This window comes from Stenotrophomonas sp. Marseille-Q5258, assembly GCF_946900935.1.
In the GTDB taxonomy this organism is placed as follows: Bacteria; Pseudomonadota; Gammaproteobacteria; order Xanthomonadales; family Xanthomonadaceae; genus Stenotrophomonas; species Stenotrophomonas nematodicola.
The window spans coordinates 15,369-29,029 of the sequence record NZ_CAMPPN010000018.1 but is presented as its reverse complement, the minus strand read 5'-3'; the positions used below and the strand labels follow the sequence as shown (position 1 = coordinate 29,029).

The 13,661-nt window shown below is 67.2% G+C and carries 12 protein-coding genes; all 12 read left to right on the top strand.

The features are described from left to right. Positions 1-4 precede the first annotated feature (4 nt). The 12 genes from ftsH to alaS all read left to right on the top strand — a co-directional run bounded on the left by ftsH (position 5) and on the right by alaS (position 13,556). Positions 5-1,945: an ATP-dependent zinc metalloprotease FtsH gene (ftsH, locus tag OC534_RS13270; RefSeq protein ID WP_017357611.1), complete on the top strand. Its 1,941-nt coding sequence runs from the start codon at positions 5-7 to the stop codon at positions 1,943-1,945. A gap of 145 nt (positions 1,946-2,090) precedes the next feature. Then, positions 2,091-2,276: a hypothetical protein gene (locus OC534_RS13265; RefSeq protein ID WP_017357610.1), complete on the top strand. Its 186-nt coding sequence runs from the start codon at positions 2,091-2,093 to the stop codon at positions 2,274-2,276. Between the two features lie 63 nt (positions 2,277-2,339). Then, positions 2,340-3,239, top strand: a complete 900-nt coding sequence (folP, locus tag OC534_RS13260; RefSeq protein ID WP_262071959.1) for a dihydropteroate synthase — start codon at positions 2,340-2,342, stop codon at positions 3,237-3,239. Next, a complete protein-coding gene (miaA, locus tag OC534_RS13255; RefSeq protein WP_262071958.1) occupies positions 3,239-4,192 on the top strand; it encodes a tRNA (adenosine(37)-N6)-dimethylallyltransferase MiaA in 954 nt (317 codons plus the stop codon). The genes folP and miaA overlap by 1 nt, the downstream gene beginning before the upstream one ends. A gap of 107 nt (positions 4,193-4,299) precedes the next feature. Further along, a complete protein-coding gene (gene hfq / locus OC534_RS13250; RefSeq protein WP_017357646.1) occupies positions 4,300-4,584 on the top strand; it encodes an RNA chaperone Hfq in 285 nt (94 codons plus the stop codon). Between the two features lie 26 nt (positions 4,585-4,610). Further along, entirely contained in the window at positions 4,611-5,921 is a 1,311-nt protein-coding gene (gene hflX, locus OC534_RS13245; protein ID WP_262071957.1) for a ribosome rescue GTPase HflX, read from the top strand. Between the two features lie 91 nt (positions 5,922-6,012). Continuing rightward, complete coding sequence (locus tag OC534_RS13240; RefSeq protein ID WP_017357644.1) at positions 6,013-6,507, top strand: CinA family protein; 495 nt, start codon at positions 6,013-6,015, stop codon at positions 6,505-6,507. 35 nt (positions 6,508-6,542) lie between these two features. Continuing rightward, positions 6,543-8,222 (top strand): 2-polyprenylphenol 6-hydroxylase, encoded by a 1,680-nt coding sequence (gene ubiB / locus OC534_RS13235; RefSeq protein ID WP_017357643.1) that lies wholly within the window; start codon positions 6,543-6,545, stop codon positions 8,220-8,222. A gap of 111 nt (positions 8,223-8,333) precedes the next feature. Then, complete coding sequence (gene lexA / locus OC534_RS13230; protein ID WP_017357642.1) at positions 8,334-8,984, top strand: transcriptional repressor LexA; 651 nt, start codon at positions 8,334-8,336, stop codon at positions 8,982-8,984. Between the two features lie 203 nt (positions 8,985-9,187). Continuing rightward, positions 9,188-10,228 carry a recombinase RecA gene (gene recA, locus OC534_RS13225; RefSeq protein WP_026071041.1) on the top strand — a complete coding sequence of 347 codons (1,041 nt, stop codon included), beginning with the start codon at positions 9,188-9,190 and terminating at the stop codon, positions 10,226-10,228. Positions 10,229-10,339: 111 nt separating this feature from the next. Beyond that, a complete protein-coding gene (gene recX, locus OC534_RS13220) occupies positions 10,340-10,831 on the top strand; it encodes a recombination regulator RecX (RefSeq protein ID WP_136006396.1) in 492 nt (163 codons plus the stop codon). A gap of 76 nt (positions 10,832-10,907) precedes the next feature. Next, complete coding sequence (alaS, locus tag OC534_RS13215) at positions 10,908-13,556, top strand: alanine--tRNA ligase (RefSeq protein WP_017357639.1); 2,649 nt, start codon at positions 10,908-10,910, stop codon at positions 13,554-13,556. The last annotated feature ends 105 nt before the right edge of the window (positions 13,557-13,661 follow it).

The window sequence follows — 13,661 nt, the reverse complement described above, 5'->3', positions numbered from 1 at the left end:
GAGGATGAACGACTTGACCAAGAACCTCCTGCTATGGGTGGTCGTCGCCGTCGTGCTGATGGTGGTTTTCCAGAGCTTCTCGCCTAAGAGCAGCGGCGCTGGCGCACAGGGCACGACCTACTCGCAGTTCCTCGACCAGGTGGACAGCGGCAACGTCCAGAAGGTCACGCTGGGCGGCGACGCCCGTGGCGCGACCACCGAGATCTCCTACACCACCCGCGGTGGCCAGTCGGCCACCATCAGCGCGCCGTACGATCGCGACCTGATCAATGTGCTGCGCGGCAAGGGCGTGGAAATTGCCCAGGAAGCGCCGTCGAGCGGCATTTCGTTCGTCTCCATCCTGATGAACTTCCTTCCGGTGATCCTGATCATCGGCTTCTGGATCTTCATCATGCGCCAGATGCAGGGCGGTGGCGGTGGTGCCAAGGGCGCGATGTCCTTCGGCAAGTCCCGCGCCAAACTGCAGGGCGAAGACCAGATCAAGGTCACCTTCGCCGACGTCGCCGGCTGCGACGAGGCCAAGGAAGAAGTCGGCGAGCTGGTCGACTTCCTGCGTGATCCGACCAAGTTCACCAAGCTGGGCGGCAAGATTCCGCGCGGCGTGTTGATGGTGGGCCCGCCCGGTACCGGCAAGACCCTGCTGGCGCGCGCCATCGCAGGCGAAGCCAAGGTGCCGTTCTTCTCGATCTCCGGTTCGGACTTCGTGGAAATGTTCGTCGGTGTCGGCGCCAGCCGCGTCCGCGACATGTTCGAGCAGGCCAAGAAGCATGCGCCGTGCATCATCTTCATCGACGAGATCGACGCCGTCGGCCGCCATCGTGGCGCCGGCCTGGGCGGCGGTCATGATGAGCGCGAGCAGACCCTGAACCAGTTGCTGGTCGAAATGGACGGCTTCGAGGGAGGCGAGGGCGTGATCGTCATCGCCGCCACCAACCGTCCCGACGTGCTGGACCCGGCGCTGCTGCGTCCGGGCCGCTTCGACCGCCAGGTGGTGGTGGGCCTGCCGGACGTCAAGGGTCGCGAGCAGATCCTCAAGGTGCATATGCGCAAGCTGCCGCTGGCCGACGACGTCGTGCCGATGGTGATCGCGCGCGGTACGCCGGGCTTCTCTGGCGCGGACCTGGCCAACCTCTGCAACGAGGCGGCGCTGTTCGCCGCCCGCGGCAACGAGAAGGAAGTCCGCATGGACCACTTCGACCGTGCCCGCGACAAGATCCTGATGGGCGCCGAGCGCCGTTCGATGGCGATGAGCGAGGAAGAAAAGACGCTGACCGCCTACCATGAAGCCGGCCATGCCATCGTCGGCCGCCTGGTGCCCGAGCATGATCCGGTCTACAAGGTCACGATCATTCCGCGCGGCCGAGCGCTGGGCGTGACCATGTACCTGCCGGAAGGCGACAAGTACTCGATGAACCGCGTGGCGATCGAATCGCAGCTGTGCTCGCTGTACGGCGGCCGCGTTGCCGAAGAGCTGATCTTCGGTGCCGACAAGGTCACCACCGGCGCATCCAACGACATCGAGCGTGCCACCAAAATGGCCCGCAACATGGTCACCAAGTGGGGCCTGTCCGAGCAGCTCGGCCCGATCGCCTATGGCGAAGAGGACGATGAGGTGTTCCTGGGCCGTTCGGTCACCCAGCACAAGAGCGTGTCCGACGATACCGCGCGCCGCATCGATGAAGTCGTGCGCAGCATTCTGGACAAGGCCTACGCCCGCACCACCGAGCTGCTGACGGCCAACCTCGACAAGCTGCACACGATGTCCCAGTTGCTGCTGCAGTACGAGACCATCGACGCGCCGCAGATCGATGCGATCATGGAAGGCCGCGATCCGCCGCCGCCGGCCGGTTGGGGCAAGTCCAACAAGGACGGTGGCAGCAACAATGACAAGGGCGGCGACGCCCGTCCGCTGCCGCCGATCGCCGGTCCTGCCGAGCAGCACTGAGCGGGCAATGCCTGAACGACGAAGGCCGGGGAAACCCGGCCTTCGTCGTTTCCGTACAGGCTGCGACAGAGCCGCGCAGGGCCGTCGCCCGACCCGGGCGCGGGTCATAATGGCGACCCGTTTTCGCTTCCGTCCCGGAGTCGCCATGTCCATCCCCCCGCCGCAGCCGATCTCGCACACCGCCGAAATGGTGATCGCCACGATCGTGGGCGTGGGCATCGGCCTGGCCCGCGACAACCTGCTGCTCGGTGCCGGCATCGGCATCGCCGTCGGCGTGCTGTTGAGCATCGCCAAGACCCTGTACGTGGAGCGCAGGCGCCGCCAGCGCTGACCCCGGCAGCCGGCCCTGCGGGCCGGCGTAAACTACCCGCTGGCGTACTTTGTGGAACGGCCCATGTTCGATATTTCTCCCCAGCTGGACTGCGCTGGCCGCGTACTGCGGCTGGACCGTCCGCGCGTAATGGGCATCGTCAACGTCACCCCGGATTCCTTCTCCGACGGTGGCGCGCACAACACGGTGGACGCTGCGGTGGCGCATGGCCTGCAACTGGTGGCCGAGGGCGCGGACCTGCTGGATATCGGCGGCGAATCGACCCGGCCCGGCAGTGCGCCGGTGCCGCTGGACGAGGAGCTGCGCCGGGTGGTGCCGGTCATCGAGGCGCTGGCGCGCCAGACCCCCGTGCCCATCAGCATCGACACCTTCAAGCCAGACGTGATGCGTGCGGCGGTGGCGGCGGGCGCCGGCATGATCAATGACATCCGTGCACTGCGCCAGGAAGGGGCGCTCGCGGCGGCCGCCGACCTCGACGTGCCGGTCGTGCTGATGCACATGCAGGGTGAGCCGGGCAGCATGCAGGACACGCCGCACTACGACGATGTCGTGGCCGAGGTCCACCGCTTCCTGGCCGAGCGCCTGTTCGCCGCTGAGATGGCGGGCATCGCCAGGAAGCACCTGGTCATCGACCTGGGCTTCGGCTTCGGCAAGTCCACCGAGCACAACATGACGCTGCTGGCGCGCTCTGAGCGGTTCCTGGAGCTGGGCGTGCCGATGCTGGCCGGCCTGTCGCGCAAGCGCAGCATCGGCGAACTGACCGGCCGCGAGTCGCCGCGCGAGCGCGTGGCCGGTTCGGTCGCCGCGCACCTGATCGCGGCCCAGCGCGGCGCGATGCTGCTGCGCGTCCACGATGTCGCCGCCACCGTCGATGCGCTCAAGGTATGGGAGGCCGTGGCCGCAGTGCCGGCGGTGCGCCTGGAGGCAAAGCCGGCGATGCCGCGCTGGCCGGACGAGGACTGATGGCCGCCGATACCCGCCCCCTGGCGATCGCCCTGATGGGGCCGACGGCCTCGGGCAAGACGGCCACCGCCATCGCGCTGGCCCGCCAGCTGGACGGTGAGATCGTCAGCGTCGATTCGGCGCTGGTCTATCGGGGTCTGGACATCGGCTCGGCCAAACCCGATGCCATCGAGCGGGCGCAGGCACCGCATCATCTGCTGGACCTGCGCGATCCGTGGCAGACGTACTCGGCGGCCGAGTTCGCCGCCGACGCCGGCCGGGCGGTGGCCGACATCGTGGCGCGCGGCAAGCTGCCGATCCTTGCCGGCGGTACCGGGCTGTACTTCCGCGCCCTGCTGCAGGGCCTGTCGCCGATGCCGCAGGCCGATCCGGCCGTCCGCGCCGGCATCGCCGCCGAGGCGGCCGAGCACGGCTGGGCGGCGATGCACGCGCATCTGGGCGAGGTCGATCCTGCCGCCGCTGCGCGCATTCATGCCACCGACCCACAACGCATCCAACGTGCGCTCGAAGTCTTTCGCCTGACCGGCCGCCCGATCAGCGAGTGGCAGAAGCTGCCAGGCGTGGACCGCCTGCCGGTACGCGCGTTGAAGCTGGTGCTGGCGCCGCGCGAGCGCAGCGTCCTGCACCAGCGGATTGCGACCCGCTTCGACGCCATGCTCGCCCACGGCTTTCTCGATGAAGTGCGCGCCCTGCGCGCGCTGCCGGCGATGGCCCAGGTGGCGACGCCGCTGGACCTGCCGGCGATCCGTGCGGTCGGCTATCGGCAGGCGTGGGAGTACCTGGACGGGCAGGGCAGCGCCGCCGAGTTCCACGACCGGGGCATTTACGCCACCCGCCAGTTGGCCAAACGGCAGCTGACCTGGCTGAGGGGCGAACTTGATGCCCGCTGGTTCGACCCGCATATCGACCGTGCTTCTCTGGCGGACGCGGTTTCGACCTTTGTCGGTCGCTGACACCACGCCTTCACGCGCCCACCCCGTGTACCATCAAGGATTCCAGTGGGCGGCGGGGGCCGCGTCAACTGCTGGACAACCATAAAAACAATAATCAGGAGTGTGCAATGTCCAAGGGGCAATCGCTGCAGGATCCGTTTCTGAATGCACTTCGGCGGGAGCGCGTGCCGGTATCGGTGTATCTGGTCAATGGCATCAAATTGCAGGGCACGATTGAATCGTTCGACCAGTTCGTGGTCCTGCTGCGCAATACGGTCAGCCAGATGGTGTACAAGCACGCCATTTCGACCGTGGTGCCGGCGCGCAATGTGCGGGTCGGGCCGGGCGGTGGTTATGTGCAGTCCAACGAAGGTGGCGCCGAAGGCGCCCAAGGTGAAGAAGACGTTGAGTGACAGGTTGAGCAATACGGGAGAACTGCGTGTTTGATCGTTCCAAGCGAGGCGAACACGCGCTCCTGATCCAGCCGCATGCCGGCCGGCTCGAAGAAGACGTGCTGGAAGAGTTCACCGATCTGGCCCGCTCGGCCGGGGCCACCATCGCGGCGACCCTGACCGCGCGCATCGATCGCCCCAACCCGTCGATTCTGATCGGGTCCGGCAAGCTGGACGAGATCAAGGCGGCGGCCGAGGCCACCGGGGCGGATCTGGTGCTGGTCAACCATGCGCTGTCGCCGTCGCAGGAGCGCAACCTGGAGCGGTTCCTGGAGCGCCGCGTGATCGACCGCACCGGGTTGATCCTGGATATTTTCGCCCAGCGTGCGCACAGCCACGAAGGCAAGCTGCAGGTCGAGCTGGCGCAGCTGCGCCACATGGCCACGCGGCTGGTGCGCGGCTGGACCCACCTGGAGCGTCAGCGTGGTGGTGCCATCGGCCTGCGCGGCCCGGGCGAAACCCAGCTGGAAACCGATCGCCGCCTGCTGCAGAAGCGGGTCGAACAGCTGCAGAAGCGGCTCGAGAAGGTCGAAGTGCAGCGCACCCAGATGCGCCGTGCCCGCGTGCGCAGCGAACTGCCGCGTGTGGCGCTGGTGGGGTACACCAATGCCGGCAAATCGACGCTGTTCAATGCGCTGACCGGCGCTGAAGCCTACGCCGCCGACAAGCTGTTCGCGACCCTGGATCCGACCGTGCGCCGCATTGCGGTCCCCGGTGGCAACGTGGTGCTGGCCGATACCGTGGGCTTTGTGCGCGATCTGCCGCACGAGCTGGTGGCCGCGTTCCGCGCGACCCTGAGTGAAGCGCGCGAGGCCGACTTCCTGCTGCATGTGGTGGACGCGGCCGATCCGCATCGCGAAGAACGCATCGCCCAGGTCGACGACGTGCTCAACGAGGTGGGCGCGGGCGAATTGCCGCAGCTGCTGGTGTTCAACAAGATCGACCGCATCGAGGGCAGCGAGGTGCGCCACGACGCACAGGACGGCATCCCCGACACGGCGCGCCGCGAACGTGTCTGGATCTCGGCCCGTGACGGCCTGGGACTGGACCTGCTGCAGTCGGTGCTGGGCAAGCGCCTGGGCCTGCAGCATGTGACCGGCGACCTGCGCCTGCCGCCCAGCGCCGGCCGCCTGCGGTCGCGCCTGCACCGTCTGGAGGTGGTCCGCAGCGAGCAGGCCGACGAGGACGGCTGGCTGATCAGCGTGGAGATTCCGATCGCCGAGGCCGAAAAACTGGCCGCAGGCGAGGGGGGCGAGCCGATCCGCGCGCTGCTGCCGGAAAAGGTGCCCGAATGGTGACGGCGCGACACACCGTCGCACCGTCATGGCACGACAGCACGCCGGTTTTCGGCTAAAACGGGGGCTGTGCCCCTGTTGATCCTGGACCCCCATGACCGTTCCCTCCGATGCCGACCTGGGCGTTCTCGCCCGTGACGTCGGCCAGCGCCTGCAGCAGGCTGCGCTGCAGCTGGTCACCGCCGAAAGCTGCAGTGGCGGCTGGATCGCCAAGGCCATGACCGATGTGGCCGGCTCGTCGGCGTTCTTCGACTGCGGCATGGTCGTCTACAGCTACGAAGCCAAGCAGCGCCTGCTTGGCGTGCGCGCGCAGACACTGGAGCAGTTCGGCGCGGTCAGCCGGGAAACCGTGCTGGAAATGGTCTCTGGCGCGCTGGTCAATTCCGGCGCGGGCATGGCGGTGGCCGTCACCGGTATCGCCGGTCCCGGCGGCGGCAGCCCCGACAAGCCGGTGGGGAGTGTCTGGATCGGCTGGAAGCAGCGTGGCGGCTATGCGCGCGCGCAGCTCTTCCAGTTCGACGGCGACCGCGAAGCCATACGGCGGCAGACCGTGCACCAGGCGCTGACGGGAATCTTCCCGCCGGTGTGACATCCTGAGCGCGTGTGCCGACAGGAGTGAGCGCAATGTGGGAAACGCTGGGAACCGTGCGCGACCTGGGGCGATTGCAGGAAATCGCCTCGGTCCTGATCCGCTATGGCTTCGGCGACCTGGTACGCCGGATCGGCCTGGCCGACGTCCTCGAACGGGCCGGGCGCCTGCTGCACTGGAACGACACCCAGCAGATGCTGCGCATGACCGCGCCGGTGCGGGTGCGCCGCGCGATGGAAGACCTCGGCCCCACCTTCGTCAAACTCGGCCAGGTGCTGGCCACCCGCGTGGACCTGTTCCCGCCCGACTGGATCGCCGAATTCTCCGAGCTGCAGAACGCGGTGCCGGCGCTGCCGTATGCGCAGGTGCGCGATCAGCTCGAACGCGATCTGGGCGCCCCGGCCAGCGAGGTGTTTGCCTGGCTCGATGAAACCCCGATGGCCGCCGCATCGCTGGCGCAGGCGCATCGCGCGACCCTGCATGATGGCTCGGCCGTGGTGCTCAAGATCCGTCGACCCGGTATCCGCGAGGTGATCGAGGCCGACCTGCGCCTGCTGGCGCGTCTGGCGGAGATCGTCGAAGCGCGGCTGCCGGACCTGCGCCGCTACCGCCCTTCGGAAGTGGTGCAGCAGTTCCAGACCTCGTTGCGGCGCGAACTGGATTTCGCCGCCGAATGCCGCAATGCCGAGCGCATCGCGCGCAATTTCCACGGGCGGCAGGACATCTTCATTCCGGCCGTGCACTGGCAGTGGACCTGCGAGAGCCTGAACGTCCAGGACTTCGTGGATGGCATCCCGGGGCGGGATCTGGCGGGCGTCGATGCCGCCGGCCTGGACCGGGTGCAGCTGGCGCGCACCGGCGCCGGGATCATCCTCAAAATGGTGCTGCAGGACGGCGCGTTTCATGCCGATCCACATCCCGGCAACATCATCTACCTGCGTGACGGCCGGATCGGGGTCATCGACTTCGGTATGGTCGGCGCATTGTCCGAGCAGCGTCGCTTCCAGGTCGCGCAGCTGCTGCATGGGCTGGTGACCCAGGAGCCCGAGCCGGTCATGGACGTGCTGCTGGACTGGGCCGGTGGCGTGGACGTGGACGAAGCCCGCCTGCAGCAGGACATCAGTACCTTCGTCGACCAGTACCGTGGCGTGCCGCTGAAGGACCTGCACATGGGCCTGATGCTGGGCGATGTGACGCAGCTCCTGCGCCAGTACGCCCTGACCCTGCCGGCCGACCTCGCGCTGATGATCAAGACCTTCCTGACCCTGGAAGGCATGGGCCGCCAGCTCGATCCACAGTTCGACATGGCGACCGCCGCGCGCCCGTACCTGGAACGGGTGATGTGGCAGCGCTATGCGCCGGCGGCGATGCTCAAGCGTGGCAAGCGCAGCCTGCTCGGGGCGATGGACCTGATGGGCGACCTGCCGCGCGATGTCCGCCGGCTGCTGCAGATGGCGCGCAACGGGCGCCTCCAGGTCAAGGTCGAGACCCGTGCCCTGGAAGGGTTTGGCGACCAGGTCAACCGGGCCGCCAACCGGCTGGTGATGGGTATCGTGACGGCGGCGTTGATCATCGGCTCCTCGATCGTGATGCACAGCGTGGGCGGGGTCTCCAGCCGCTGGCTGCTGGCGCTGGGTGTGGCCGGCTTCGTCGGTGCCGGCTTCTGCGGCGTGTGGATCCTGTTCTCGATCTGGCGCTCCGGGCGCAATCCCTGACGCCCCGGACCGGACGGTGCCGCAGGCAACGCCGACCGTTGGTCGGCTGCCGGTCGCCCGGTCTGTGCAGGCACTTGCGCACCCCTGGCCTTAGTAGTAATACTACTAATCATGGACCTGACCGACACCCAGCAGGCGATCCTGCAGTTGATCGCCGAGCGTATCCAGACCGATGGCGCACCGCCCTCCCAGGCGGAAATCGCCCGTGCCTTCGGCTTCAAGGGCGTACGCGCCGCGCAGTACCACCTGGAGGCGCTGGAGCAGGCGGGGGCGATCCGTCGCATCCCCGGCCAGGCGCGCGGCATCCGGCTGGTGCAGGCGCCGCCGCTGCAGGACGGTCTGCCTGGTTCGCTGGCCGCAGCCGCGCTCCCGGACCATGTGCTGCGCCTGCCGGTCCTCGGCCGGGTTGCCGCTGGTCTGCCGATCGGGGCGGACATCGGCTCGGACGATTTCGTGGTGCTGGACCGGGTGTTCTTCTCGCCTGCACCGGATTACCTGCTGAAGGTGCAGGGCGACTCGATGATCGACGAGGGCATCTTCGATGGCGACCTGATCGGCGTGCATCGCACCCGTGACGCCCGGTCGGGGCAGATCGTGGTCGCCCGCATCGATGACGAGATCACGGTCAAGCTGCTGAAGATGGGCAAGGACCGCATCCGGCTCCTGCCTCGCAACCCCGACTACAAGCCGATCGAGGTGTTGCCCGACCAGGACTTCGCCATCGAAGGCCTCTATTGCGGACTGCTGCGGCCCAACCGCTAGGTCCTGATGCTGTTGAAACACGCGCGGTCTTTGTGGCGATTCTCTGGTTCCGCTGAGGTTGGTACGGATGTCCGATAATTTTTTTCCGAACGCCGGGCAGAATCTCAGCCTGTGCGATACGCCAACCTTAAAGTGACCCCGTGGCCAAGAAGACTCCCAAAGAAAGCACCTCCAACGACATGACCTCTGCAAGGACCAATACGATGGACGAGAACAAAAAGCGTGCGTTGACCGCCGCCCTGAGCCAGATCGAGAAGCAGTTCGGCAAGGGCTCGGTCATGCGCATGGGTGACCGCGTCATCGAAGCGGTCGAGGTCATCCCCACCGGTTCGCTGATGCTGGACATCGCGCTCGGCATCGGTGGCCTGCCCAAGGGGCGTGTCGTGGAGATCTACGGTCCGGAATCCTCGGGCAAGACCACCCTGACCCTGCAGGCGATCGCCGAGTGCCAGAAGAAGGGCGGTACCGCCGCCTTCATCGACGCCGAGCATGCGCTGGACCCGATCTACGCCGCCAAGCTGGGCGTGAACGTCGATGATCTGCTGCTGTCCCAGCCCGATACCGGCGAGCAGGCACTGGAAATCGCCGACATGCTGGTGCGTTCCGGTTCGGTGGACATCGTGGTGGTCGATTCGGTCGCCGCGTTGACCCCCAAGGCGGAAATCGAAGGCGAAATGGGCGACCAGCTGCCGGGCCTGCAGGCCCGCCTGATGAGCCAGGCGCTGCGCAAGCTGACCGGCAACATCAAGCGCTCCAATACCCTGGTGGTGTTCATCAACCAGCTGCGCATGAAAATCGGCGTGATGATGCCGGGCCAGAGCCCGGAAGTGACGACCGGCGGCAACGCGCTGAAGTTCTACGCCTCGGTGCGCCTGGACATCCGTCGTATCGGCGCCATCAAGAAGGGCGACGAGATCATCGGCAACCAGACCAAGATCAAGGTCGTCAAGAACAAGCTGGCACCGCCGTTCAAGCAGGTCATCACCGAAATCCTCTATGGCGAGGGCATCAGCCGCGAGGGCGAACTGATCGACATGGGCGTGGAAGCCAAGCTGGTCGAGAAGGCCGGCGCCTGGTACAGCTACGGTGAAGAGCGCATCGGTCAGGGCAAGGACAACGCCCGTGGTTACCTGCGCGACAACCCGCAGGTTGCCCAGCGCCTGGAAGCCGAGCTGCGCGAGAAGTTCCAGCCGGCCGAAGCGGTCCGCGAGGGTGGTGACGACGACGGCGACGACGCCGAGTGAGTTTCCTGCGGGGCAGGGCGGCGCCGTCAGTGACGCTTGCCCTGTCCCGCGGTTTCAGTATTCCCCCGACGGGGGGAGCGCCAGGGACGGCGCATTTCATCGAAGGTGGTCATGCACGATTCCGATGCCCCGGCACCCGGCCGCAAGCGCCGTGTCCGCGAACAGACCCCGGTCCAGCGAGCGCTGGGCCTGCTGGTCCGCCGTGAGCACTCGCGCAAGGAGTTGACCCGCAAGCTGCAGGCCCGCGGCATCGAGACCGAGGCGGCCGAAGCGGCCGTGGACAAGCTCAGCGAGGCCGGCTGGCAGGACGACACCCGGTTCGCCGAGAACCTGGTGCGCATCCGCGCCAGTACCGGCTACGGCCCCCTGCATATCCGCGCGGAGCTGGGCACCCACGGGCTGGACAGCGAGCAGGTCGCGGCCGCGCTGGCGACCTTCGAGGGCGATTGGACCGAGAACGCCCGCGATCTGGTCCGGCGCCGGTTCGGCGATGCCGGCCCGCAGGAGCTGCCACAACGGCGCAAGGCGGCCGATCTGCTTGCCCGCCGTGGGTTCGATGGCGACAGCATCCGCCGGGCGACCCGTTACGACCCAGAGGACTGAGCGGCCCGGGCCTGATACCCTTTGTGGTTTCGGCGGTCCTGCGAGGGACCGACCGGCCCGCACAAAGCCAGCCCCCATGAACGCATCCGTCAAATTCACTACCTCCCAGATCCGCAGCGACTTCCTTGAGTTCTTCAAGGGCAAAGGCCACACCATCGTGCCGTCGGCGCCGCTGGTGCCGGGCAATGATCCGACCCTGCTGTTCACCAACTCCGGCATGGTGCAGTTCAAGGACGTGTTCCTGGGCGCGGAAAAGCGCAGCTACGTGCGCGCTGCCGATGTCCAGCGCTGCCTGCGTGCCGGCGGCAAGCACAACGACCTGGACCAGGTCGGCTACACCGCGCGCCACCACACCTTCTTTGAAATGCTTGGCAACTGGTCCTTCGGCGACTACTTCAAGAAGGACGCCATCGCCTGGGCGTGGGAGCTGCTGACCCAGGTCTGGAAGCTGCCGGCCGAGCGTCTGCTGGTCACCGTCTACCAGACCGATGACGAGGCCTACGCGCTGTGGCGCGACATGGTCGGCATTCCGGAGTCGCGCATCGTGCGCATCGGCGACAACAAGGGCGCCCCGTACGCGTCGGACAACTTCTGGCAGATGGCCGACACCGGCCCCTGCGGTCCGTGCACCGAGATCTTCTACGACCACGGCGACCATATCGCCGGTGGCCCCCCGGGTTCGCCGGATGAAGACGGTGACCGCTACATCGAAATCTGGAACCTGGTGTTCATGCAGTTCGACCGCCAGCCCGACGGCACCCTCGTGCCGCTGCCGGCGCCGTGCGTGGATACCGGCATGGGCCTGGAACGCCTGGCCGCGATCCTTCAGCACGTTCACACCAACTATGAGATCGACCTGTTCCAGGCGCTGATCCGCAAGGCCAGCGAACTGACCGGCATGGCCGATCTGGAAAACAAGTCGTTGCGCGTGATCGCCGATCACATCCGCGCCTGTTCGTTCCTGATTGTCGATGGCGTGCTGCCGTCCAATGAGGGCCGCGGCTACGTGCTGCGCCGGATCATCCGCCGCGCGCTGCGCCACGGCTGGATGCTGGGCGTGCGCCAGCCGTTCTTCAGTAAGCTGGTGCCGACCCTGGTCGAGCAGATGGGCGAAGCCTACCCGGACCTGCCGGCACAGGCCGACACCGTCGTGCGCGCGCTGCAGGCCGAAGAGGAGCGGTTTGCCCAGACGCTTGATTCGGGCATGAAGATCTTCGACGACGTCGCCGCCCAGGTGACCGATGGCGTGATCCCCGGCACCGACGCGTTCCGCCTCTATGACACCTATGGCTTCCCCCTGGATCTGACCCAGGACATCGCGCGTGAGCGTGATCTGACCGTGGACATCGACGGCTTCGACGCGGCGATGAAAAAGCAGCGCGACGACGGCCGCAAGGCAGGCAAGGGTGGCGCAGGCGTGGTCCTGTCCGCCGAGCTGGTCGCCACTCTCAAACCCACTGTGTTTCTGGGCTATGACCGCCTGCAGGCCGACGGCCTGACCGTGGTGGCCCTGCTCAAGGACGGCCGCCCGGTGGACGCGGTGCAGGCCGGTGATGACGTCATCGTGCTGACCGACCAGACCCCGTTCTACGCCGAATCCGGCGGCCAGGTCGGCGACACCGGCACGCTGTCGGGCCCGGGCGTGCAGTTGCAGGTTGGCGACACCCAGAAGTTCGCGGGCCAGTACCACGGCCACGTGACCCGGGTGACGAGCGGCAGCCTGAAGGTGGGTGATGTGCTCAGCGGCGAGGTCGATGGCCAGCGCCGTGGCGCCACCATCCTCAACCACTCGGCGACCCACCTGTTGCACGCCGCCCTGCGCGAGGTGCTGGGTACCCACGTGCAGCAGAAGGGCTCGCTGGTTGCGCCGGACCGCCTGCGGTTCGACTTCTCGCACTTCCAGCCGATCAGCGCCGAGGAGCTCGCGGTGATCGAGCGCAAGGTCAACGAACAGGTGCGTGCCAACAACGCCGCCGAAGTGCACAACATGGGCATGCAGGAAGCTCTCGATTTTGGCGCGATGGCGTTGTTCGGCGAGAAATATGGCGAACACGTGCGCGTGCTGAAGATGGGCGACTACTCGACCGAACTGTGCGGTGGCACGCACGTGGGGCGCACCGGCGACATCGGCCTGTTCAAGATCACCGCTGAAGGCGGTGTGTCCTCGGGCGTGCGCCGCATCGAGGCGGTGACCGGGCAGGGCGCGCTGGACTACGTGGCCAACGAGGAAGCGCAGCTTGCCGAAGCGGCGGCGCTGCTGGGCGGCACGGCCAGCGATGTGGTCGAGAAGATCCGCCAGCTCGGCGAGCGGCAGAAAAAGCTTGAACGCGAACTGGAGGGCCTGAAGGCCAAGCAGGCCGCTGGCGCCACCGCCGACCTCGGCGCATCGGCGGTAGAGGTCAATGGCGTCAAGGTGCTGGCCGCGCGTCTGGAGGGTTTCGATGCCAGGTCGCTGCGTGATGCCGTGGATCGCCTCAAGCAGCAGCTGGGCGATACCGTCATCGTGCTGGCCGGCGTGCAGGACGGCAAAGCCGCGCTGGTGGCAGGTGTGAACGGCAGTGCAACGGGCAAGGTCAAGGCCGGGGAACTGTTGTCGCACATCGCAAGTCAGATCGGGGGCAAGGGCGGCGGTCGCCCGGATCTCGCCCAGGGTGGTGGTGAGGACGGGCCCGCCCTTGCCTCGGCGCTCGCCGCCGTAGTGGATTGGGTCACCCCGCGTATCTGAACGCCGTAAGCCTCGACTGTCCTGCTCCTTGATGGCGTGGGACGGCTGACGGTACTATGGCGAATCCTTTCCCTTTGTCGTGGGGCGTTCCTTGGCTGGGCGCCA

Bases quoted from the DNA above. Each gene is read 5' to 3' on its own strand.
- ftsH (WP_017357611.1), top strand. From the start codon at position 5: ATGAACGACTTGACCAAGAACCTCCTGCTATGGGTGGTCGTCGCCGTC.
- OC534_RS13265 (WP_017357610.1), top strand. From the start codon at position 2,091: ATGTCCATCCCCCCGCCGCAGCCGATCTCGCACACCGCCGAAATGGTG.
- folP (WP_262071959.1), top strand. From the start codon at position 2,340: ATGTTCGATATTTCTCCCCAGCTGGACTGCGCTGGCCGCGTACTGCGG.
- miaA (WP_262071958.1), top strand. From the start codon at position 3,239: ATGGCCGCCGATACCCGCCCCCTGGCGATCGCCCTGATGGGGCCGACG.
- hfq (WP_017357646.1), top strand. From the start codon at position 4,300: ATGTCCAAGGGGCAATCGCTGCAGGATCCGTTTCTGAATGCACTTCGG.
- OC534_RS13240 (WP_017357644.1), top strand. From the start codon at position 6,013: ATGACCGTTCCCTCCGATGCCGACCTGGGCGTTCTCGCCCGTGACGTC.
- ubiB (WP_017357643.1), top strand. From the start codon at position 6,543: ATGTGGGAAACGCTGGGAACCGTGCGCGACCTGGGGCGATTGCAGGAA.
- lexA (WP_017357642.1), top strand. From the start codon at position 8,334: ATGGACCTGACCGACACCCAGCAGGCGATCCTGCAGTTGATCGCCGAG.
- recA (WP_026071041.1), top strand. From the start codon at position 9,188: ATGGACGAGAACAAAAAGCGTGCGTTGACCGCCGCCCTGAGCCAGATC.
- recX (WP_136006396.1), top strand. From the start codon at position 10,340: ATGCACGATTCCGATGCCCCGGCACCCGGCCGCAAGCGCCGTGTCCGC.
- alaS (WP_017357639.1), top strand. From the start codon at position 10,908: ATGAACGCATCCGTCAAATTCACTACCTCCCAGATCCGCAGCGACTTC.